The sequence below is a fragment of the Neobacillus driksii genome (assembly GCF_013409995.1).
Classification (GTDB): Bacteria; Bacillota; Bacilli; order Bacillales; family Cytobacillaceae; genus Neobacillus; species Neobacillus driksii.
On record NZ_JACCBX010000002.1, the window covers coordinates 471,842 to 493,590 of the forward strand.

Here is a 21,749-nt window from a genome sequence, read left to right on the forward strand (position 1 = left end):
AGAACAATAAATAAAATGGCCCTTTGGGCTTTTACAAAAGACCATTTTATTTGTTTTTCATCAAAGGAATTGATTACCCTTTTACAGCGCCAATCGCAATCCCTTTTACTAAATATTTTTGAAAGAAAGGGTAGGCTATTAATATTGGTAATACCCCAATAACTGCAATTGCCATTCGAACTCCAGTACTCGGAATTTGTGAAGCAGCCTCAGCGGCATTACCTCCTAGATTATTACTTGCCAAAAACTGAATATCAGCAAGCATTCTGTTTAAAATGTTTTGAATACTAAATAAAGATGGTTCTGTAAGATAGATAAGTCCATTAAACCAATCATTCCAATACGTGATGGTTTGAAGTAAACCAATTGTTGCTAAGATTGGCAATGAAAGTGGCAGAATGATAGAGAAAAAGGTTCTAAATTCACCTGCACCATCTATTCTTGCTGATTCGATTACTGGTTCAGGAATGGAAGTAATAAAAAATGTTCTCATTAATAATACGTTAAAGCCATTCATTAATAATCCTGGAATAATTAAAGCCCAAATCGTGTTTTTAATATCAAATATTTCTGTATAAACAAGATAGGTTGGAACCATACCACCATTGAATAGTAAGGTAAAGAAAACAATGAAAGCAAAAGTATTTCTATATGGAAGGTCACGACGAGAGAGTGCATATGCTAACAGTGAAGTGATTGTAAGGCTTAAGATGGTCCCGAAAAGCGTTACGAAAACAGTAATCCCGTATGCCCTTAAAATACTTCCTGAATTATTCAAAAGATAATCATACGCCGCAAAGCTAAACTCTTTTGGAAAAAAGGAATAGCCATCCTTCAATATTGTTGCTTCATCTGTGAAAGAAGAAGATACTAAGATTATAAAAGGAATGATACTACCTATTGATAAAAGTAATAGAATTGTGTGAGAAACCCACTGAGTTATTCGGTCAGATTTATACATCCAGCTCAACCTCCAATTTAAAATAATGCATTTTCTTTGTTTTTCCTGCGGACAATATAATTAGAAATCAACACAAGAACAAATCCGACGATTGATTGATATAAACCTGCCGCAGCTGACATCCCAATATCTCCAAGCTGCATCAATCCACGATACACATATGTATCAATAACATTTGTTGTATCATAGATCGCACCTGAATTCATGGGTACTTGGTAAAATAATCCAAAGTCAGAATAGAAAATACGTCCTATGGCAAGTAAAGTCATCATAATAATTACAGGCATAATGGAGGGAATGGTGATATACCAAATTTGTTGCATCTTTGATGCTCCATCTAAAGTGGACGCCTCATAGAATTCTTTATCGATTCCAATAATTGCTGCAAGATAAATCACGCAAAAGAAACCCACACTTTTCCAAATATGGATAAAGGTTAATATGTAAGGCCAAAATTTAGCTTCAAAATACCATTGGATTTCTTCCAAACCAAGCATTGGCAACAATGTTTTATTCAAATACCCAATATCGACACTAAGGAAGGCGAATCCTAAATAACTAACAATAACCATTGAAATCAAAAATGGTAATAGAATGACACTTTGATAAAAGCTTTTCATAAGCTTGTTTTTGATTTCATTTAGCATTATTGCTACTCCAATTGCGATTACAGTATGCAAGATAATAAATCCCCCATTGTAGAGAATTGTATTTCTTGTAATAATGAATGCATCTTTGGTCTTAAATAAATACTCGAAATTTTTAAATCCAATCCAATCGCTAGCGAAAATCCCTTTGGCATAATTAATATCCTTAAATGCAATAACTAGTCCAAACATCGGTAAATAGTTATTGATTAATAAATAAATTAATCCAGGCACCAACATAATAAATAAAGGAAAATATCTACTAAATTTTACCATCCTTTTATTTATCTTTTTTGCAGGTACCGACTGAACGTCTGTATCCGCTGTTTTCATTGTTATTTCTGACATCCCTATTCCCCCTTGTTTTTAAAAGTTGTTTTCACTAACATTTCATAAACCTCTGCTCTATACTCTTAATTATAATAGACTTCATGTTTATAAGCTTTTTGCATTACGACCATCTATTTTTGTTTATCCGACTTTTTAATTTGCCCAGAGGAACAATAGATAGAAATTATATAATTAATTGTAATTATGCAGTATAGGACTTATAAGTAAGAGAACTAGCAAATCACTCTAGTTCTCTTCATTGCTTACTTATTTTCTTTTTTCCACTTGTCAAATTGGCTTTGTTTCTCTGCAATAATTTTATCTAGACCAGCAGCTTTTAGTTTCTCATTAAATTCAGGTAAACTCTTCTCTGGATCCAAAGTTCCTGTTTCAAGACCATCCTTATACTGATTTAACACATTGGTAGCTGCTGCAATTTCTGTTTTAACTGGGTCCGGATTAAATTGGAATCCAAATGCAGGAGAAAGAATTGCTGAATCATTAAACTTCTTCATTTCTTCCCAGAGTTCTGGAGAATTTCCTTCCCAAGGATAAGTTAAATAATTATTTCCAATTTCCCACTGATTAAATACATACTTAGACTCTTTTACACCATCAGGCAGTGAAACGGTGCCATCTGGTTTTACCTGATAATGCTTCCCTTCTATACCATTAGCTAATAAATTCATAATATCTTTATCTGAATATAATAGATTCATTAATTCCATTGCTTTTTCTGTATTTTGACTATTTCTGGCAATGGACAAATTAATACCTATTGCAGCATCAGTGTATGAATATACATCTGTTAATCTGACTGTTACCATTTCATAGCCTGTCATACTTTGTTCCTGTACCTCATACCCTGGTTTCATACGATTAAAGAAACCAAACGCTTTATTCGCTTTAATCATACTTTCAGGGGTATCTGTCGATGTTGCTGCATCTTTTGCTATATATCCAGCTTTGTACCACTCTCTAACTAATTCTAGTGCTTTGATATAATCCGGGTCTCCAAACAGATTAATGATTTTTTTATCTTTAAATGACATTACCCCCAGGTAATCCCCGAGTTGATCATAAAGTCCACCTGTTACTACAGTTACAGGATTGGCAACAGATTTAGCGTTTACTACTGGTATTAATGTAGGTTCATTTTCTTTAATGAGTTTAAACACTTCTCCTAAATCAGCAAAGGTTTTAACTTTAGAAAGATCGATTTGATACTTATCGACAATATCCTTTCTCATTCCAAATCCGTAATTCATACCAAAGTCTCTCATACTAGGAACGCCGTATATTTCCCCTTTAACCTTCCCTCCTTCTAACAGATGTTTAGGAACTACTTTTAAGATATCTTGTCCATGAGATTTAAGTAAATCATCTAAAGCAATAAATTGTCCTTTAGCGGCCTGTGTAAGAAAACCGCCTGATGCTGTAGTTACAATAAGGTCAAGTTTTTCGTTACCTGTTAACATTAAGTTAGACTGTTGTTGCCAGGCAGCGGGGCCAATTGGCATCAGTTTTACGGTTGCATTAATTTTCTTCTTGGTAATTTTATTTATTTCTTCCTGGACAGCTGGAAGGTCGTCTATGTTTGCAAACGACAAATAAGCGATCGTTACCTCATATGGCGCCGCCTTCGAGTCACCATTACTTGTGTTACTTTCCTTCGAAGAGCATCCTGCCATCACTAAAATTGCTGATAGGATGATCATGAAGAATTTTGCAAACGATTTAGTTTTCTTCATTCTTTTCTTTCCCCCTTTTTTAGTTATGCTTATTGATAACCTTCCGAGAAAGCGCTATCAATTACATTCTTAGTTTAATCCATAGTTTAAAAAAGGACTTACTAATAATACGACCTTTAATTTTAATTTTTCCGACTTTTCTGACTTTCTTAAGAACTTCGACAGTCTAACGGATCTAAACTCATAACTTTTTTTGCAGAATTATAGAGTTCTACGTAGATATCTGATAAGCATATTAGCTTCCTAAAAAAGCCCATATATCATAAATGATACATGAGCTCAACCGTTTGTCATCTCCACCTCATTGAATCAAAAGGTCTTCTTTCAATCCCAATACTCCCACTTTATCAATTATTATTAGAGACAGAGCAAGTGCTTGATCTTATCACAAGCTCTGTCCCAATATAAAGATGCCTGAATTTATATTCTGGATGTTCTAGACAATAAACCAACTGTTCTACTGATGCAGCCCCAAGTTCAGCCTCGAACGTACGAACAGTGGTAAGAGGCGGTTCCAGCAAAACAGAAAAGGGCTGATCGTCGAATCCAATCACAGAAACATCTTTACCTGGAATCATTCGATGCTCCCTTAATGCCCGCATCATAGAAGCTGCTACAAAATCGTTGTCACAGATAATAGCAGTCGCTTCCAGTTTATTATGATCTAGCCAGTCATTTATTGCATTCAGCATGCTGTCGGCTTCTTCTCCCCTAAGATCCAGGTAATTTGCCGGTGCCATCTGCTTTATTGCCATTTCTGATAAAAAAGCATGATATCTTTCTGTACCAATGTTTCCGTGAATAGAACAAATATATCCTACTTTATCGTGACCCAATGTGATCAGATGATCGAGGGCCATCGCGATTCCATAATAATTATCATGGGAAACTGTATTTACGGCCATTCTGTTCATAGAATTTCCCGAAACAACGAAAGATTTTTTGCCTTTCTGATATAGTTCAAGTTCCTCTGGCGTAATCGCAGCAGCAAGCAGGATCGCTCCGGAGGCAGAGGGTCTGGACGCAAAACCCGGTTCTTTCGGATTATAAGGACCAGCCATCTGATAACCATAATCTTCAATAGCAGCCGTGGCTGCATCGATAAACTGGGTATAATAAGTAAACATTTCTTTCGTTGCACCAGCTTTAAGGTTATAATAAGTATAATCTATAATTTCAATGATACCCTTTGATTCAGATATGCTGAGTTTTGTCATATCGTATCCTCTTTTTTTCGCTTCTTCGAGAATACGCACCCTTGTCTCATCAGAAATTCCAGATTTCCCACGTAAAGCTACAGAAACGGAAGCCACACTTACACCTAAAGCCTCTGCCAATTCTCTCATCGATATGCCTGCCATGATTTTCATCCCCAAAATTCCATTCTACAAATCTATTTTTTGAAACAAACATTTTCCAAAAATATAGTGTAATTTATCTTAACATGTTAGTTTGCAGAATTCAATTTGATTACCATTAGCCAGTCTCCGCCTTGTTCCCTCGCAGGCGCTTCCCATTTTCCCTCACTTGGAATAAAAGATTTCACCGCTGATGTATATTCTCCCGTCCTCGGATCAAACCATAAAGCAGTATATTCTTCCTGTTTCAATCCAGAGATACTGCATCCGCCTCTAGTATGCTCATTATAGTAAATGTTGATATGACTTCTATCCGAATTTGCTGTTGCCAACGGAGAAAACATATCGACTTTTCCTTCTTCACCTAACAAATTTCCGAACGGACTAATCGCAGACACTGCAATTGGTACCAATTTCTCAAAATGCTGTTTTTCGTAAAACTCACGCATATATCCCATCTGCACGGCACCTTCACCATCTAATGCCTCATACCAGGTAATACCAAACCGGTTAAAGGTGTTAAAAGGATCTGGTTTTTCCGGTTTGTCCCAAACATTATCCCAAATGCCTTGTGCACCATAGGTATAACCGCAACTGCCAACCTGCATGGCTGTATAAGCAACTTTGCGTACCATATCCGCAGTACATAATCTAGTTCCGTTTTCTTCTAATGTGGAACAGAATTCATACATACTCTCCCCTTCTACAAACGGTTTGTCCGCATGTGCTTTCCGATACTCGTAAAAATCCTCAGCTCTCACATTAAAATCACCATGGCCAGCTTGATTTAGGGTAAAGTCAAACCAATCCTCATCATAATAATAGTCTGCAAAAGGACGCTCATTCGTATAATGTGCTGTCTGCAGCTGTCCGTATCCGTCAATTTCCTCAATATATTTTGCTACTTCACGCCAACCATTGATAAATTTGGATCTCGATGGTTCACCAAAATAGCCAGCAACTTCTCCAGCAAGGGTCCAGACCATCGGTAATGCACCATAACGCGCTATAATATATCGCGCCATATTTTTCCACAGAGGGATGTTATTTTGAATCGACATAAACCAGGCAAAGCCAAGAGCATTTACTAGACCACTCTCTGCTAGATACTCCATTCTCCGATCCAATTCTTCCTGATAGAAATGAACATTAGGCAGTGAACCAATTTTGCCCTCCAACCAATACTTATCTGCTCCTCCCCAACTGCCTGGGTCGCTGCGCAGATTTGTCTGATAAACTGTAAAGCCTTGATTTACACGACGATCCACCATACCCCTAAACATACTATCCATTTGTGGATGGTTAGATTCATCCCAGTTCTCTCCATAAGCAAATGCCCAGTGCGTATCTCCCAACCAGAAAAACGGAGTTCCATCCTGATACGTCAAAAATCTGCGTGAAGCATCCACTCTTAGAAAACCGTGTTTATAAATGGGAAGAGTACCTTCATATTTTATACAGATTACCTGTCCTGTTTTCTCATTCAATCCTGTTTCTTCCGGAGCTTTCAAAATCCATTTCCACTGACCCACTTCTGTAGGAGCAAACGCAATTTTGTAAGTTTTACCTCCATCCCAGTATGCCTCCCGGACGATTTTTTGTCCAGAAGGACCAGTAAAAACGGCTTCAATAGAAACATCCAAAAACGGGTTTTCATACTGGCAGTCAATTTCAAAGGGAAGGATTACTTGTTTCCATGTTTGGGTCATAAATTCATTGGCAATCATGGTGCTACCTCCTCTAATTTATTATAATTTGATTATAACTATTTCGTTAGGTTAACATCAATCTATTTTAACCTAACAGTATAAATATTTTAGGAATTTGTTATGTTTTAATTCTGTTAGTTTTTTCCTAATGTTATTTCATGCCGAAAGGATAAAAAACTGCACCCCACTTGTTGAGTGCCCATCAACGGGGTGCAGTTTTTTATTCTATAGTTATCTATTAATTTGACTGTGCCGCCATCCATCCCATGATCGTTGTTTTTACACCGTCGATTGTTGCGGTTGGTGCATTATTGAATACATAGATCCAAGACCAGTGACCATCATATTCATGTGGTTGTCCATCAGCATTAGTATATAATCCCGATGTATCATGCACATCCTCAAATAATGATAAGTAAACATTATTTGCACCAGCCTCCATCATACGATTGTATGTTGGAATAGAGGTAAAGTTAGGATTTAATACTTTATCAGCTTTGGAATGAACATACCAAATAGGAGTTTGAATCATCTTTACAATATCCTCATCGGTTACGCGTGTATCGAATAAGCCTTCACAAACTGGAAATGCCGCTGCAAAATATCCTGGATAATCTCGGATCATTAACATCGTCATATATCCGCCATTTGAAGCACCACCGATATAGATTCTATTAGGATCAATATCTGGGTTATTCGCTACATAATCTTGAATCAAAGCCATTAGAGCATCACTATAGATAGAAGTTCCGTCAAGAGGACTAGTTTTCCCCTGCATCCAATAAGTAGGTGCTTGCGGAGCTAATACATAGGCACCACCATAGATTTCTTGTGCTTCACCAGAAGCGAAAGCAACAGCTTTGTTGGCACCAATGGCAATCGTTGGATCCACTCCACCTTCACCACCACCATGCAACCAGATAATGAGTGGATTTTGACCCTTATCTTTAACAGGCTTGAAATCAGCATAAGATAATGTGATATCACCATATGTAGCTTCACCAGTAGTGAAATCATCCACAAGGACTCTAGTTTCTCCTGCGAATGTATCAATTTCTAAATCAGAAATTTTCCCACTTTTTCCTGGATGTGCTATGATATCATTTACTTGAGTGATGGTATAGTCGTAGTCAACCCAATCATTATGACCTGAAGCGAAGTCATAATTTACAGTTGAACCTAATAAATCATTTGGACCAATTTCCATTTCTAAGACAGCGTACTTTCCTGTTCCATTATCAATTTGGTTACCATCTTTGTCAGAAACATAAGCATTCGTTACGGTACGGTCACCTTCAACATGTGCTCCCCAACCGCCCTCAGGAACCCTTGGGTCTGTCTTTTCAACATGCACATTAAAAGTATCTTTCGTAACTGCGCCTTTCGGAACTGGATGACCTAACTCAACTATTACCTTTGTAATTACCGGCCCAAAGTCCTGAACTTCGATTACGGTTCTGTACGTACCTTCTTTGTCCTGTGCAGAAACACTTAAACCGAAAGAAAATATAACAGCTGTTACAATCACTAGAAACAATATTTGTTTAATTTTACCTACCAACTCTACTACCTCCTCTACTTTTCGCAGACATTGTAAAAAGGGACAATTACCTGTTTTCATGTTTGCGTCATAAATTCCTTGGTATACATTTAGCTACCTCCTTCAATCTATGATAATTTGATTATATTTAAATCGTTAGGTCATTAACAGTGAATATTTACCTAACGTTTTTATTTTTTAGGTTTTTGTTTTGTTATAAATCTATTGAATTTCACTTAACTATGTTTCATACTGGAAGTATAACTATTGGAGGAGGTAATACCATTATCACGAAGATGAACTACATTCCCACTACTGACAGTACTCGGCCTTTTGCTTCTGCTGCAGAGAAATGCCGTTTTACCGAAATCGACTATATAGAAGACGAGTATTTTATGTCAGGTACTGCAAACATTTATGAAGAATCAGAGGACCAAAAGCCTGAGGTCATTATTTCCAATGCTCCCTATACCACCCGGCTTCTAATCCGCCGCCCTAAAGAGAAACAGAACTTCAGCGGCAATATCGTCATTGAAATTCTTAATGCTACGGCAATGATTGATATTGACCGGATGTGGGTCAACAGTTGGAAATTCTTCACACGTAACGGAGATATTTATATTGGAATTACTAGCAAAGGACATGTTGTTGATTCATTAAAGAAATTTGATTCTGTGCGGTATGAAGCAATCAACTGGAGCAATCCTCAACCGGAACGCATCCCATCCCCAGAAATTCTCGGAGGACCTTTCCCATTTCTTTCGCAGTATGAAAGTGGACTGTTCTGGGATATGCTCATTGATCTTGCAAAACTTCTGCGAACGGATCATGCCCTCAATCCAGTTTCCGACTATGGAAAAGCAATGCTTTATTTAACTGGCTGGTCTCAATCAGGCAGTTATCTTGCAAGAATCCTGCATTCTTTCGCCTATTTGCAAGAAAACACAGCAGACGGACCTCTTTTTGACGGATACCTGCTGGCCGGCTGCGGCGCAACGAACGCCCCGCTCAATGCATACAGTCCAAGTACAACTGCCCGTTTCTTTCAAAGCGGCATCCCGCAGGGCAGTATTCTTGGTGGAAAAGAACCGGTAATTGCCGTTAACACGGAAAGTGAGAACCGGCTTGCCTACTGGTTTGGTGATTTCGACGAACCTGATTTCAAATTTCGTACCTGGCAGATTCCTGCTTCCAGCCATGACACCCATTATAATCTGATCGAATATTATGAAGGTCAGGGACGTGAAGACCTGAACAAGATTAATATCACAAATGCATGGGAAGGGTGCGAAGGCGAACCGATGGATTGTCCTTATGAACCAATCTATAATGCAGCTTTTTTCCATTTATACAATTGGGCAAAATATAGGATCCCTGCACCACATGCACCTAAAATCAAAACAAGAATTTCCATCAACCCAGATACGGTAGAAGACCCGTTTGGCAGCTTTGCGGAAAATGTTAAAGATCATTTTGGGAATACAGTTGGCGGGATCAGGCATCCAGCTGCAGATTGCCCTACTGGTGTTTATACCAGTTTTAGTAAAACGGCTACTGGCAGTGTACAGGCCATGTTTGGCAATGTAATGCCCTTTTCTCGGGAGCAATTGAAAGTTTTTTATGGTACTCTTGAAAATTATCGTTCATTGGTTACGAAAAGTACTGACAACGCCATCTCTCTTGGCTTTATCCTGCCTGAAGATCGTAACGAATTGATTGAAAGAGTTGTTTCTATTGCAACAAACAGAGGCTTAGAATAAAGGTCATAATTTCATTTTTCCTAACTGTTTAGTTCATTTATTATTACTTCTTTTGAAGTGTTTGCAACCCAGCAAAATATTTCTATGCTCTGGTATTTTTTTATCAATTGGAAGAACGTACTGTTTTGAAATATCGGTGATGGATCACGGATTGGAGGGTATCTGATTGCCGAAAATTTGCCGAAAAACTCAGTAAAACCATATTATTTTTATTTTACTAGATTAATTTTAATTAACTAAAAAGCTTGATAAATTAACATCTTGATAAAAATTTTGTTAACGATTTAATCCTTTTCCTACTTTTCCTAAACTGTAGGTCGGAGGTTCGAATCCTCTTCGGGACGTACAAAAGCCTGAAAACGCTGATTTAAAGCTATTTAACCGTTGTTTTATGATGGTTGAGGTATAGCGATAAATTAGCGTTTTTTTGCTGTTTTTTCGCTACACTGTAGGACATGAAGTTTTGTGACTATAGGACATGCAGCATCCAAACAGGGGGCAAAATAACTTATGGGACGTACATTTATTGCACAACGAGGACAAACAAAATCGACCAATGACCGACAGTTCCGTCATGACCGACAGACACCTGATGTCCGACATACCATCCAAGACGCTGTCAAAATCTTTATTCACGCGAAGGAAGCTGAGGGTTTACGTAAAAGCACTATCAAAGGATACTATGATACAGTTCGATACTTCAGGGATTGGTTAAATAATGATATTGAATATATTGATGAAATCACCAGTACGCTTTTACGAAGTTATATATATTATTTAAAAAAAGATCGATTACCTTATCAAGGTGATAAACAACGTGAGAGAACTAAAAAGGGGTTATCTATATATACGATTAATATCCGATTAAGAAACATTAAAGCAATTTTCCGTTTCTTATCCGAAGAAGGAATCTTAACCAAAAACCCATCAAGCAATATCCCCCTTGTGAAAGATGACTTACATGAAGAGGTTCAGGGGTTGACTGACAAGGAAATCGATATGATTCTAGCTTCCTATGATGATAAACTATTTGCTCAGTGGCGAGGATTAAGAATTAACGAAGCCATGTCGCTTACTGAGGAACATGTTGATTTTCAACATAACACTCTTATTGTTCCCTCAGAAATCGCTAAAAATAGAAAACAGAGAGAAATACCAATTAGCCGTGAAATAACTAAAAGGTTGAAACAATTAGCTGCTGAAACTGAACAATATTTTGGTGAAGGTTCACGGATCTTTATGAACGCCTACGGGGATGATTTTACTGCAGACGCCTTTAGGAAAAGATTAAATCGACTTAAGCAGAAATTGAACATACCAAAGCTCCACCCTCATATGTTTCGTCATACATTTGCACGAAATTACATTCTAAACGACGGTGATGTATTCACGTTACAGAAAATCCTGGACCATGCTGATAACACTTTGGGTATTATCTGTGATGCAATAGTAGTTGTAATAGCCAACCAGTTAGCGTCGAAATCTATCCATAATCATATGAATATCTTTTTTTCTATTACTCTTCAACCATTCTTTAGATTCTTTGAGTTTTCCCTGGACTTTCTTCCTGCTTGATTTCCGTTTTACTCGGAACTTTCCTTGTGCTTTTCCCGTAGTAATGTGTAAAACCAAGGAAATCAAAGGTATCTGGTTTACTTCTCCCCTTTTGATTTGCATTTATCTCCGCAAACCGTCCAAAGGGAATAATTTTGGTTTTGTCCTCAGCTATTTCTAAGTTAAATTTCTTTAACCTTAACTTTAGCGAATGGAAGAATTGTTCAGCTTCACTTTTATATTGAAAACAACAAACAAGGCAAGTAGACCACTGGTACCTCCCCAGTAGCCCCTCACAGAACCGGACGTGAACCTCTCAGCTCATCCGGCTCCGGTTGTTCAGCCGTAGGATTGATACCTATTTCCCAGTGCTTAAAGAGTCTGCGATTTTGTTTCGAAATTCTACCCATAAAATATTCTGCCTTTTTCTTATGACGGGCGAGCCTTTTATATTTCTTCCTTGCCCACATTATTAAGGCTTCGTTAATATGCCTTAATGTTGAGTACATTTCGGGTTTGTAGAACTTACCATAGTAGTTTATTTAGCCTATGATTTTTGAGTTAAACATATTTGAAAGGTCCGTAAGATCTTTTTTTGCTTTCTACTGCAGTTTCCAGTCCATCACTGTTCGCCGAATTCGAAAAGGTCATCTCGGTCCTTTGATTCTCTATGCATATCAACAAGGAATTACCCAAAGACCTCTGGCTGAAGTACTGAAATGTCTAAAATTGTGGGCTTAAAAAACTGAATAGGTTAAACCCTTATTTAGTATTGTCTTTTTTAGGATCCAAAGCGAAAAATGCAAGACTCATGTTATTTATCTTTTTTTATTTTTATTGTTGGTTTTGATAATCGACAGATGGGGGACTATTTGACGTTTACATTGTTACTATTTTTTATTTTCTTTCGCAAGCTGGTACTCCGGCAATTCCCCAATGAGTCTTTGGCATTTCATTAACCAAAACTCTGACACTTTGTTTAGGAGCATCTAATGTTTCAACAACTGTATCAGTAATATTTTCAATTAATGCTTTTATTTTTTCAGGGGGTCTGCCTTCCATTATATGTACTTGAATAAGCGGCATAATCTATCACTCTCAATCCTTCATAAAATTTCAATCTTACCTTATCTTAACTTTAATTACCTTATTCACCAACAGTAAAAGTAACTTCTCCAAGTCCGTCGAACTTTCCGGAAACAAAATCCCCTACTTTTAAAAGGACAGCACTTGTTAAGGCACCAGACATGATGATTTCACCTTTTTTAATCTTGTCGCCTTTTCTGGCAAGCATATTGGCTAACACAGCAATTGCATTGGCTGGATGCCCTAAAACAGCTGCACCAGCTCCAAGATCTTTAATTTGACCATTAATCGAAAGTGTAGCACCCATTAATTCCAAATCAAAATCACTTGGTTTTCTTAGTGTATTTCCGAAAACAACCCTTGAAGTAGATGCATTATCAGCAATAACATCTGTATGGGTAAAGTTAAAGTTTTCATAACGGCTGTCAATGATTTCAAGTGCCGGCAAAACATATTCTGTTTTTGCTAATACTTGGGCACCAGTAATTCCAGGTCCTTCAATATCCTCACCAATAAGGAAAGCAATTTCAGCCTCTACTTTTGGATGAATTTGAAAAGGAACGACTCCGCCATTATCAACAAGCATATAATCAAATACATATCCATAAATTGGCTCAGAAACACCCATTTGATCCCATTTTGCCTTACTTGTTAAGCCCATTTTAGGACCAACGATTTTGTGTCCTCGATCTAATTTCTTTTGAACAAGCAATTCTTGTGCTTGATATGCTTCCGCCATAGTTAAATCAGGTTTAATTGTCTTTGTGATTTTTACAACTTCACGTTTTTCTAATTCTGCAGCTTCAAGATAATCTGCAATTTGCTTAAAGATTTCACTAGCCATTTCTTTTCCTCCTCAGATACAAGTCCATGATCTATTCAAGCCAAATTATTTAAAGTTAACGCTTACTTGTCCTAGATGAGCAAATCTTGCAGTAAAGTTGTCACCAGGCTTTGCAACCACCATGCTAGAAAGTGCACCAGAGAGAATTACTTCCCCCGCTTTTAGGGTGATATCATAATCAGCCAAACGGTTTGCCAACCATGCAACACAAGAAGCCGGATTTCCAAGAGCAGCCGCCCCAACCCCGGTATTGGCAACCTCACCATTTTGCATTAATACCATGCCAATTAATTCAAGATCAATATCTTCAATTTTTGTCGGCTTGCCGCCTAATACGACTAATCCTGAAGAAGCATTATCTGCAACTGTGTCTTGTAATTTGATTTTCCAATCTTGAACCCGGCTGTCAACAATTTCTAAAGCGGGGACAACATAATCTGTTGCTTGTAAAACATCAAGGACAGTCACATTAGGACCTTTTAGATCTTTTTTTAAAATAAAAGCAATTTCGCCTTCAATTTTTGGTTGAAGCATGGTTTTAATGTCAATAGTTCCGCCATTTTCTACTACCATGCTGTCTAAAAGATGTCCGTAATCTGGTTCATCCACACCTAACATTTTTTGCACTGCTACAGAAGTTAAGCCGATTTTTTTACCGACTATTTTTTGTCCTTCAACTAGCTTCTTTTTAATATTTTGCAGTTGAATATAATATGCCTCATCGATCGAAATTTCTGGATCTGACGTAGTTAACGGATCCATTCCAACGCGGGTTTGTTCAGCTTCAATTAATTGAGCTGCAAACTTTTAAATTTTACTTATCAATTAAATACATCCTTTCTACTAGATATGTATTTTGGTCATTGTTCGTATTAACAGTCAACATTAAAAACCTGTTGCACGGCCTAACCTATCTAAACCATGCAACATAGTCGTATTTAGAAAAGAGAATTATAGTTTAACACAAATATTCGTTAATTCTGTGTAGAATTCCCAGCTATGAGCACCGCCAACACGACCTAGTCCGCTATCTTTCGTACCGCCAAATGGAGTTCTTAAATCACGAACGAACCAGCAGTTGATGTAAGATAAACCTGTTACAATTTTTTGAGCTACACGATGTGCACGACGGATATCATTAGTCCAGATTGTGTTACTTAAGCCCACGCGAGTATCATTTGCTGCCGCAATTACTTCTTCTTCTGTGTCGAATGGAATAACTGTAACAACTGGCCCAAAGATTTCTTCACGAACACAACGCGAGTTGTCATCTAAACCAGTAATAATAGTTGGTTCTATGAAATATCCCTTATCTAATCCTTCAGGACGTTTACCTCCTGTAACGAAAGTACCGCCTTCTTCTTCAGCAATTTTTAGGTAGCTCATTACTTTATCATAGTGTACTTTAGCAACTAATGCGCCTTGATCGTTGGCCATATCAAATGGATTGCCAACTTTTAATTCTCTTGTTTTTGCGGCAAATTTTTCTATGAATTCTTTATAAATTGGACGCTCAACGTAAATTCTTGAACCGCATACACAAACTTCCCCTTGGTTTGTAAAACTTGATCGAATAGTGGTGGCAACTACTTCATCAATATCCACATCCGCAAAGATAATGTTAGGGTTTTTACCGCCTAATTCGAAAGAAAGCTTTTTCAAAGTAGGGGCAGCTTCTGCCATGATCTTAGTACCTGTTGATACTTGACCGATAAAGCCAATACCTGAAATGTCTGGATGTTTGTTGATAGCACTTCCAGCACCAGGTCCAAAGCCGTGAACCAAGTTTACAACTCCATCTGGAACACCAGCTTCTTTAAGAATCTCCATTAATTTTGTTGCTGTCATTGGAGTTAATTCAGATGGCTTAATAACTACTGTGCAGCCTGCAGCTAAAGCTGGAGCTAATTTCCAAGTTAATAAGAATAATGGAAGGTTCCATGGCTGGATTAATCCGACTACTCCGATTGGGCGGCGATATCCGTAGTTAAGCGCATTATGAACTTCATCCTGGTATGCTTCTGTTCCTATAGAAATCATGTAGTCAGCAAAGAAATGGAAGTTTGCTGCTGCACGAGGTGCATCAACGTGACGTGAGAATTTAAGATGTTTCCCGGTATCCAAGGATTCTAATTGTGCGATTTCTTCTTGTCTTGCTTCAAGAATATCACCAACTTTGCGGAGAATTTTCGAACGTTCTTGTACACTCATTTTTCCCCATGGTCCTTCTTCGAAAGCACGTTTAGCAGCTTTAACAGCTAAATCTATATCTGCTGCGCTTCCTTCTGCAACTGTACCATAAACTTCTTCCGTTACAGGGTTCACGTTATTAAATGTGTTTCCATCTATAGATTCAACAAATTTGCCGTCAAAATAATGTAAACAATCAAATGCTTTAACAATAGGTTCAATTACTGTTTTAGTTTGGACTTGCATTGTAAAACTCCTCCTTGACTACTAATGCTTACCTACTTTATGTTACTACTTGTCCGATTCATATAACACCAATTAGTTACTATAAAGCAACTAATTGGTAATTATTAAAAAGTTTATTTAAAAACAGCCCATATTCATTTTTTAAACAGTGTATCTACTATTCTATTAACGGTTCCCGATTATCTACATTAGTAGAAAAAAGTCTTTAATTTTGAGAAAGGCCGATTTTTTTTGCCTTTATACATATAAAATAGGGCTACTAGCTATATAGATTAAGCTGAGCATACTGTTCAAATACTTTAGCACCTGCTTCGGCACATTGTACATCTTCTGTGGCACTACCGCCGGAAACACCAATGCCTCCAACAATAATTCCATTGTATAGTAAGGGAATACCTCCACCAAAAACAACAAGCTTATCTGTATGAACAATCCCTGTTAACAAGGCGGGTTCATCCTTTATCATTGGATACCATTCATGTGTCGGTTTTCCAAATGCAGCAGCAGTATAAGCTTTATTTTGGGCAATGTCTGAGCTTAGTAATGCGGCTTCATCCATGCGAATGAAGGCTTTTAAATTAGCTCCTTCATCTACAATGGCAGCATTAATTTTAATTCCAAACTCTTTTGCTTTATTTGTAACTGTCTCAAGAATTTTCAATGCTAGCGACTGGGTTAAAGCGTATTTTTGATATAGCATTTTATTTCGCTTCTTCCAGATTCGCTTTTTTTAGTTGGTCTTCGTAATCAGCTGCCGAAATAATATCAAGATTACTTTTAACTGTCATACAACAAGCTAGGGCAAAGCCGTTGGCTAGTTCCTCATCAGAAAGTGCTTCATGTGAGCGCTCTAATTCTTGCTTATATTCCCCTTCTAAAACTTTCATCTTGCACATCCCACAGCCGCCGCGCTGGCATCCTGTCGGAAATGGTATAAACTCGTTTCGGGCTGCTCTTAAAGGTGTTTGATCTGGAGCACAATTATACTCAAATTGTTGATTTCTTACCTTTAAAGTTACTTTATACATATCGTTTCTCCTTAATTTCAGATAGACTCTCGGCATTCACCGAGGCAGATGGGAGAAGGAATCCCTTGCCCCACCCATTTGTTTTCCAACTTACTTTGTAGGGGCTTTTTTCCAAGTAGGTCAATTTCATTTACTCTGAAAATTAAATCAAGTCAATGCCTTCATAAAGGATTCAGATAATTCTCTGCGGTGATAAAAAATACCCGTTCCAATTTTTGATGCATCCCATGTAATCGTTGGCATATCCCGAAATGCCATATATCCACCTGCAAATGCTTCATTACGGTTTCCTGATGGGTCAAAGAAATAAATGGTTTGTCCTCTTGAAATTCCGTGTCGAGTAGGAGTCACATCGAATGGTACTTCATACATCGATAATAAATCAGCTGCTTTAAATACATCATGAAGAGATTCTACACCGAATGCTGCATGGTGAAGTTTTGCATCTGGCCCTTTTACAAAAGCAATATCATGAGACGTATTTGTCGTAAATAAGAAACTGCCGACTAATTCTTCTTCCCCCTCTGTAACAACTCTTTCACTTTGTCCAAAATTAAGCACTTCAACAAAGAATCTTGTAACTGTTTTTAAATCGTCACCAGTAAGTAATAGGTGATCAAGGCGATGTGGAGCGATCCCTTTCATACCTAATGGCCATGGATGAGGATTTCTCGTTCCTACGGCAGTGCCTAAGAAACCGATTTCATGATAAAGTTCACAGTGATGACCAGTTGGCAAAATAAAATGGACGGCTTCCCCTTCACCTAATCTACTATTGCTGGAAATACGAGTAGTCGTACAGCCAAATTCCTCTATTTTTCTTTCATAATAGGCAAGATCATCAATTGTCTCTACTTTAAAGGCTAAATGGACTAAACCTGCCTTATTCGATTTTGTTAAAATTAAACTATGATGATCAAATTCATCCCATGCTTTTAAGTAAACACTATTTCCCATACGTCCCGTTTCTTCTAACCCAATAACCTTTGTATAGTATTCTACTGATTTATCTAAGTTTAATACATTTAATTCCACGCGGCCTAAACGCATAACTCTTGTCATTTTTTATCCTCCTAATATAGGTAGTTTTTTGAGAGATGGCACCTTAATGCCACCTTAGCACTATTGAAAATGCTGACAGCAGCTCATTTTACTTTTTCTACTAACTGCAGCAGCTCCCGGCTTGGCCCGTGAAAGAAGATCATGCGCCCGCCATCAAGCGTTGGCTTGACCACATCCGAAGTAACGATGATCTCTTGTTCTATTAAAAACTGAATCGTTTCATCAATGTTTTCGACTGTAAAAGCAAGATGGTTCACAATACCCATTTCACTGTACTTAAGCGCTGCTGTTTTCTCTTGAATAAGCTCAATCTCCATATCCGGCTGTGATTCAAGATACAAAAATGCCATTTCGCGATCGGATTTACTTCCCCGGAGACGGACGTTAAATCCAAAAATCTCCGAATAAAACCGAATCGATTGATCCATATCACGAACCATTATGGATACGTGCTCCATTTTCCGAATCATATAGTTCTCCTTTTATTCTTCATTTGTTTGAGGAAGCAGCAGAACATCCCCTTGGCAACATCATTAGTGCCTTGACCCATGGCATTGACCTTTCGTAGCAGTCGCCAATTTGAAGCACTCGACGATCTGTGAATGGTTTTCCAATTAGCTGCAATCCTACTGGCAGGTTTTCTGTTGTAAAGCCGCAGGCTACGGATAGAGCTGGGAAGCCTAGGATATTTGCTAATGGTGTTTTTCCAAGTGTAAACATATTGCTAATTGCCATTTCCGGAACCATCGTACCGATTTCAAACGGTGGCTGGACATTTGTTGGGCCGACTAAGGCATCAATCCCATTCATTTGTTTGATTGTTTCTCTGACAAATTGCTCTCTCCTGCGCTGGGCACGAAGGTAGATTGTTGCGGAAATATCACTGCCAAATTCAAAGCGGTATTTCAAATCATCTCCGTATAGATGACCGTATTTTTTCAATAATGGTTCGTGCACGGAGACAACCTCTGATTGTGCGATTGCCTTTAAGGCGTTAAGGGCTTCATCTATTCCTGGTAAATCAATCGGAATGATTTCAGCGCCAAGTGATTCTAGCTGACGGAAGGCTTGTTCAATCACCCATTTCACATCAGCATCAATCCCGGAAAACATGTATGGCTCATAGAATCCTAGCCTAACACCCTTTAAGTCGCCTAAGGAGTCAAATCGAACAGGAACATTCCTTTTAACAGATGCCGGATCTTTCACATCATGCCCTCTCATGACCTCAAGCATGATGGCCGCATCCTGAACCGTTCTTGCCATCGGCCCTACATGATCCAATGACCAGCTGAACGGTAGACACCCGCGTCTGCTAACGACTCCATAGGTTGGCTTGAACCCGACTGTGCCACACATCGCAGTCGGTAGTCGAATGGACCCAGCTGTATCTGTGCCTACCGCACCAAAGGCCATTCCTGTTGCGGTTGCCACTGCTGAGCCGCCGCTTGAGCCGCCTGGAATTCTAGTGACATTCCAAGGGTTCTTGGTGCTTCCATAATGAGGATTTTCCGTCGTTGCCCCCATGGCAAACTCATGCAGATTAGCCTTGCCGATGATAACGGCTCCAGCCTCTCTTAGCTTTTGAACAGCTGCCGCATCCTCAGAAGGAATCCAGTCTTCAAAAATTTTCGAGCCGCCAGTCGTTTTTACACCCTTCGTTTTTAAAATGTCTTTGACAGCAATTGGAATTCCGTGCAACGGCCCCCGCACTACATTATTCAGTAATTCCTCTTCCAATTGCCTCGCCTGAGCCAGGGCTTCTTCTTCCATGACAGTAATAAACGCATTAACTCTTGGCTCATACTCGTGAATTTGGTTTAATGTCATTTGCGTCAACTCAACCGGTGAAATCCGTTTATTTCTAATCGCGGCCCCTGCAGTTTCAATTGTTTCGAAAAGGAATTGATTCATGGCTTGTCTCCTCATAAACTTCTAAATTAAAAGTAAAGGACGGCTCTAATGTTGCTAATTCTAGTTCCTCATCACATAAAATGGTGCGTAGATACTCTTCTAAAGTCATCAAATCCCTGCTCTCACTTTGATATTCCTACTACTCTATTAAAGGGCTGCGTTTAATAGTATAGATGCCACAATGACCTTTGGAGTACTTGTCCATCAACTGATTCATGCTGAATCACACGCACGGACACTATACTATAGAAAAGTGTATGTGCCTTGCCCACCCCGACAAGCCCAAGACCAGCCTTGCGGAAAGGTGTTCTTTACCTTTCTAGGATGATTGGCTTGTGACCTCTAGGGGGTAGGCGCTGAAACTAGATCACACCACTGGTCATTTAACAATAACTACCCATAACACAGCCTATTAAGTTGCTTTATTCAATATTTAAGACTTTACTTTCTGCCCATCCTTTTTATACTGTTCCTCCAAAGGAAAAGCCTCCTGCCAGGACTTTTCGTTCCTGTCGTAGAGTCCCGCACTGTATAGGTTCTTCAGTGATTCATTGTCTAACTTAAAGTTCTCTGCTCCTTCTTGAAACGCTTTCACCTGTTGAAGCAATAAGCGGCGCATATGAATAATCGGTAAATCACTTGTTCCTAGATGCTCTTTAGAGCGGTCGACAATCGGCCCCATTGTTTCGGTTGCTGCGTGATCCTGATTAGCGATTCCTCGGATTCCTGTGAAATTTCCTGTCTTTTGTAGCTCACGGTCCTGTGCATAATCATTCTCAAGACTGATTTGTTTTTTGAAGTGCTCATCTAACTTTAAGCCGCGGCGTTCATGATTGGCCTGAGCATCAATTGTACGGTTATGTGAAAATTGGACATCCCAGGACCAAGTGCTGTAGTCATCTCTTGGAATGAACGCATGCCACATTCCATCCTCACCCTCAAATCTTGGTGGATAAGTATAAAACGGGAAGATATAATGAATTTCCATAAAGGCATTTTCTGTTTCGTTGCCAATTCCTACGGCTACACAGCGTTTTCCGTAATTGGTATCCTCTACATCTTGTTTGACCGGTGGATTCTTCACAAGCGGATGGTTCGGATCAATTCCTAAATCTGTACTTAAAATTCCTTCTCCTGTCTCCTGTTTCCCATGTGCTTTGTGAAGAAACGCCGCATGTACATAATCAAGATCATTTTCCATTACCTGTGCATAGTTGCATTCCTGCCAAACCCGTTCCGACATCATATATTCATCAGGAAGCCCCATCCAGTAGAATTCAGGAAATTCAGGCTGGCTCTCTTCCGGTCCCATGTACGTCCAAACGATACCTTTTACCTCCTTCACCGGATAATTTTTGATCTTGATTTTATGTCTAAACTTCGGATCGCCTTCCTCTGACGGAATTTCCGTACAATCACCATTCGTATCAAATTTCCAGCCATGATACATACAGCGTAAGCCGCATCCATCATTGATGCCGTAATATAGAGATGTTCCACGGTGCGGGCAGGCTTCCTCCATTAAGCCGACTTTCCCTTCCGTATCACGAAACGCAATTAATTCCTCCCCGAGCAATTTCACGCGCTGCGGCTTGCCGTCGCTTAGTAATTCATCTGACTTTAATGCCGGTATCCAATAGCGGCGAAACAACTCACCCATCGGAGTACCAGGCCCTACTCTTGTTAATAAATGATTATCTTGTTTTGACAACATGTCGATTCCTCCTATTTGTACTTTATTTGTTTTTAGAAAATTTCGATTTTATGTT

19 protein-coding genes and 1 pseudogene are annotated in these 21,749 nt (G+C 38.7%); 2 read left to right on the forward strand and 18 right to left on the reverse strand.

Annotated features, from left to right (window positions below; genetic code table 11):
* Positions 1-73 precede the first annotated feature (73 nt).
* The 6 genes from F4694_RS05560 to F4694_RS05585 form a co-directional block, all read right to left on the reverse strand.
* Positions 74-961 carry a carbohydrate ABC transporter permease gene (locus F4694_RS05560; RefSeq protein ID WP_179595894.1) on the reverse strand — a complete coding sequence of 296 codons (888 nt, stop codon included), beginning with the start codon at positions 959-961 and terminating at the stop codon, positions 74-76.
* A gap of 17 nt (positions 962-978) precedes the next feature.
* On the reverse strand, positions 979-1,884 hold the full coding sequence (locus tag F4694_RS05565) for an ABC transporter permease (protein ID WP_257029154.1): 906 nt from the start codon (positions 1,882-1,884) through the stop codon (positions 979-981).
* Positions 1,885-2,201: 317 nt separating this feature from the next.
* Positions 2,202-3,689: an ABC transporter substrate-binding protein gene (locus F4694_RS05570; protein ID WP_179595895.1), complete on the reverse strand. Its 1,488-nt coding sequence runs from the start codon at positions 3,687-3,689 to the stop codon at positions 2,202-2,204.
* 347 nt (positions 3,690-4,036) lie between these two features.
* The gene (locus F4694_RS05575; RefSeq protein ID WP_179595896.1) at positions 4,037-5,050 is read right to left on the reverse strand and encodes a LacI family DNA-binding transcriptional regulator; all 1,014 of its coding nucleotides are present in this window, start codon (positions 5,048-5,050) and stop codon (positions 4,037-4,039) included.
* A gap of 86 nt (positions 5,051-5,136) precedes the next feature.
* Positions 5,137-6,774, reverse strand: coding sequence for an apiosidase-like domain-containing protein (locus F4694_RS05580; protein WP_179595897.1), 1,638 nt, complete (start codon positions 6,772-6,774; stop codon positions 5,137-5,139).
* A gap of 220 nt (positions 6,775-6,994) precedes the next feature.
* On the reverse strand, positions 6,995-8,317 hold the full coding sequence (locus tag F4694_RS05585; protein ID WP_257029138.1) for a prolyl oligopeptidase family serine peptidase: 1,323 nt from the start codon (positions 8,315-8,317) through the stop codon (positions 6,995-6,997).
* 275 nt (positions 8,318-8,592) lie between these two features.
* Between F4694_RS05585 and F4694_RS05590 the strand changes: the two genes are divergently transcribed.
* Both F4694_RS05590 and F4694_RS05595 read left to right on the forward strand, forming a co-directional pair.
* Entirely contained in the window at positions 8,593-10,056 is a 1,464-nt protein-coding gene (locus F4694_RS05590) for an alpha/beta hydrolase domain-containing protein (protein WP_218895526.1), read from the forward strand.
* A gap of 510 nt (positions 10,057-10,566) precedes the next feature.
* The gene (locus F4694_RS05595) at positions 10,567-11,631 is read left to right on the forward strand and encodes a tyrosine-type recombinase/integrase (RefSeq protein ID WP_179595900.1); all 1,065 of its coding nucleotides are present in this window, start codon (positions 10,567-10,569) and stop codon (positions 11,629-11,631) included.
* Between the two features lie 401 nt (positions 11,632-12,032).
* Here F4694_RS05595 and F4694_RS32040 read toward each other — a convergent pair.
* The 12 genes and pseudogenes from F4694_RS32040 to F4694_RS05655 all read right to left on the reverse strand — a co-directional run.
* A pseudogene (locus tag F4694_RS32040) lies at positions 12,033-12,152 on the reverse strand (group II intron maturase-specific domain-containing protein); the annotation flags it as partial.
* 355 nt (positions 12,153-12,507) lie between these two features.
* Complete coding sequence (locus F4694_RS05605) at positions 12,508-12,696, reverse strand: 4-oxalocrotonate tautomerase (protein WP_179595901.1); 189 nt, start codon at positions 12,694-12,696, stop codon at positions 12,508-12,510.
* 61 nt (positions 12,697-12,757) lie between these two features.
* Positions 12,758-13,540, reverse strand: a complete 783-nt coding sequence (locus F4694_RS05610) for a 2-keto-4-pentenoate hydratase (protein ID WP_179595902.1) — start codon at positions 13,538-13,540, stop codon at positions 12,758-12,760.
* A 45-nt stretch (positions 13,541-13,585) separates the two neighbouring features.
* The gene (locus F4694_RS05615) at positions 13,586-14,302 is read right to left on the reverse strand and encodes a 2-keto-4-pentenoate hydratase (RefSeq protein WP_257029139.1); all 717 of its coding nucleotides are present in this window, start codon (positions 14,300-14,302) and stop codon (positions 13,586-13,588) included.
* Between the two features lie 189 nt (positions 14,303-14,491).
* Complete coding sequence (locus F4694_RS05620; RefSeq protein WP_179595903.1) at positions 14,492-15,976, reverse strand: aldehyde dehydrogenase; 1,485 nt, start codon at positions 15,974-15,976, stop codon at positions 14,492-14,494.
* Between the two features lie 259 nt (positions 15,977-16,235).
* The gene (locus tag F4694_RS05625; protein ID WP_179595904.1) at positions 16,236-16,676 is read right to left on the reverse strand and encodes a GlcG/HbpS family heme-binding protein; all 441 of its coding nucleotides are present in this window, start codon (positions 16,674-16,676) and stop codon (positions 16,236-16,238) included.
* A gap of 1 nt (position 16,677) precedes the next feature.
* Positions 16,678-17,004 (reverse strand): 2Fe-2S iron-sulfur cluster-binding protein, encoded by a 327-nt coding sequence (locus F4694_RS05630; protein ID WP_179595905.1) that lies wholly within the window; start codon positions 17,002-17,004, stop codon positions 16,678-16,680.
* A 147-nt stretch (positions 17,005-17,151) separates the two neighbouring features.
* Positions 17,152-18,066: a catechol 2,3-dioxygenase gene (locus tag F4694_RS05635; RefSeq protein ID WP_179595906.1), complete on the reverse strand. Its 915-nt coding sequence runs from the start codon at positions 18,064-18,066 to the stop codon at positions 17,152-17,154.
* 83 nt (positions 18,067-18,149) lie between these two features.
* Positions 18,150-18,536 carry a VOC family protein gene (locus tag F4694_RS05640; RefSeq protein ID WP_179595907.1) on the reverse strand — a complete coding sequence of 129 codons (387 nt, stop codon included), beginning with the start codon at positions 18,534-18,536 and terminating at the stop codon, positions 18,150-18,152.
* 19 nt (positions 18,537-18,555) lie between these two features.
* On the reverse strand, positions 18,556-19,980 hold the full coding sequence (locus tag F4694_RS05645) for an amidase (protein WP_179595908.1): 1,425 nt from the start codon (positions 19,978-19,980) through the stop codon (positions 18,556-18,558).
* Entirely contained in the window at positions 19,952-20,089 is a 138-nt protein-coding gene (locus F4694_RS05650; RefSeq protein ID WP_179595909.1) for a hypothetical protein, read from the reverse strand. The genes F4694_RS05645 and F4694_RS05650 overlap by 29 nt, the downstream gene beginning before the upstream one ends.
* 324 nt (positions 20,090-20,413) lie before the next feature.
* Positions 20,414-21,694, reverse strand: a complete 1,281-nt coding sequence (locus tag F4694_RS05655) for a Rieske 2Fe-2S domain-containing protein (RefSeq protein WP_179595910.1) — start codon at positions 21,692-21,694, stop codon at positions 20,414-20,416.
* Positions 21,695-21,749: the final 55 nt, after the last annotated feature.

Bases quoted from the DNA above. Each gene is read 5' to 3' on its own strand.
- F4694_RS05565 (WP_257029154.1), bottom strand. From the start codon at position 1,884: ATGGTAAAATTTAGTAGATATTTTCCTTTATTTATTATGTTGGTGCCT.
- F4694_RS05650 (WP_179595909.1), bottom strand. From the start codon at position 20,089: ATGACTTTAGAAGAGTATCTACGCACCATTTTATGTGATGAGGAACTA.
- F4694_RS05560 (WP_179595894.1), bottom strand. From the start codon at position 961: ATGTATAAATCTGACCGAATAACTCAGTGGGTTTCTCACACAATTCTA.
- F4694_RS05625 (WP_179595904.1), bottom strand. From the start codon at position 16,676: ATGCTATATCAAAAATACGCTTTAACCCAGTCGCTAGCATTGAAAATT.
- F4694_RS05645 (WP_179595908.1), bottom strand. From the start codon at position 19,980: ATGAATCAATTCCTTTTCGAAACAATTGAAACTGCAGGGGCCGCGATT.
- F4694_RS05640 (WP_179595907.1), bottom strand. From the start codon at position 18,536: ATGATTCGGAAAATGGAGCACGTATCCATAATGGTTCGTGATATGGAT.
- F4694_RS05575 (WP_179595896.1), bottom strand. From the start codon at position 5,050: ATGGCAGGCATATCGATGAGAGAATTGGCAGAGGCTTTAGGTGTAAGT.
- F4694_RS05610 (WP_179595902.1), bottom strand. From the start codon at position 13,540: ATGGCTAGTGAAATCTTTAAGCAAATTGCAGATTATCTTGAAGCTGCA.
- F4694_RS05580 (WP_179595897.1), bottom strand. From the start codon at position 6,774: ATGATTGCCAATGAATTTATGACCCAAACATGGAAACAAGTAATCCTT.
- F4694_RS05590 (WP_218895526.1), top strand. From the start codon at position 8,593: ATGAACTACATTCCCACTACTGACAGTACTCGGCCTTTTGCTTCTGCT.
- F4694_RS05635 (WP_179595906.1), bottom strand. From the start codon at position 18,066: ATGACAAGAGTTATGCGTTTAGGCCGCGTGGAATTAAATGTATTAAAC.
- F4694_RS05655 (WP_179595910.1), bottom strand. From the start codon at position 21,694: ATGTTGTCAAAACAAGATAATCATTTATTAACAAGAGTAGGGCCTGGT.
- F4694_RS05570 (WP_179595895.1), bottom strand. From the start codon at position 3,689: ATGAAGAAAACTAAATCGTTTGCAAAATTCTTCATGATCATCCTATCA.
- F4694_RS05605 (WP_179595901.1), bottom strand. From the start codon at position 12,696: ATGCCGCTTATTCAAGTACATATAATGGAAGGCAGACCCCCTGAAAAA.
- F4694_RS05595 (WP_179595900.1), top strand. From the start codon at position 10,567: ATGGGACGTACATTTATTGCACAACGAGGACAAACAAAATCGACCAAT.
- F4694_RS05630 (WP_179595905.1), bottom strand. From the start codon at position 17,004: ATGTATAAAGTAACTTTAAAGGTAAGAAATCAACAATTTGAGTATAAT.
- F4694_RS05615 (WP_257029139.1), bottom strand. From the start codon at position 14,302: ATGGATCCGTTAACTACGTCAGATCCAGAAATTTCGATCGATGAGGCA.
- F4694_RS05620 (WP_179595903.1), bottom strand. From the start codon at position 15,976: ATGCAAGTCCAAACTAAAACAGTAATTGAACCTATTGTTAAAGCATTT.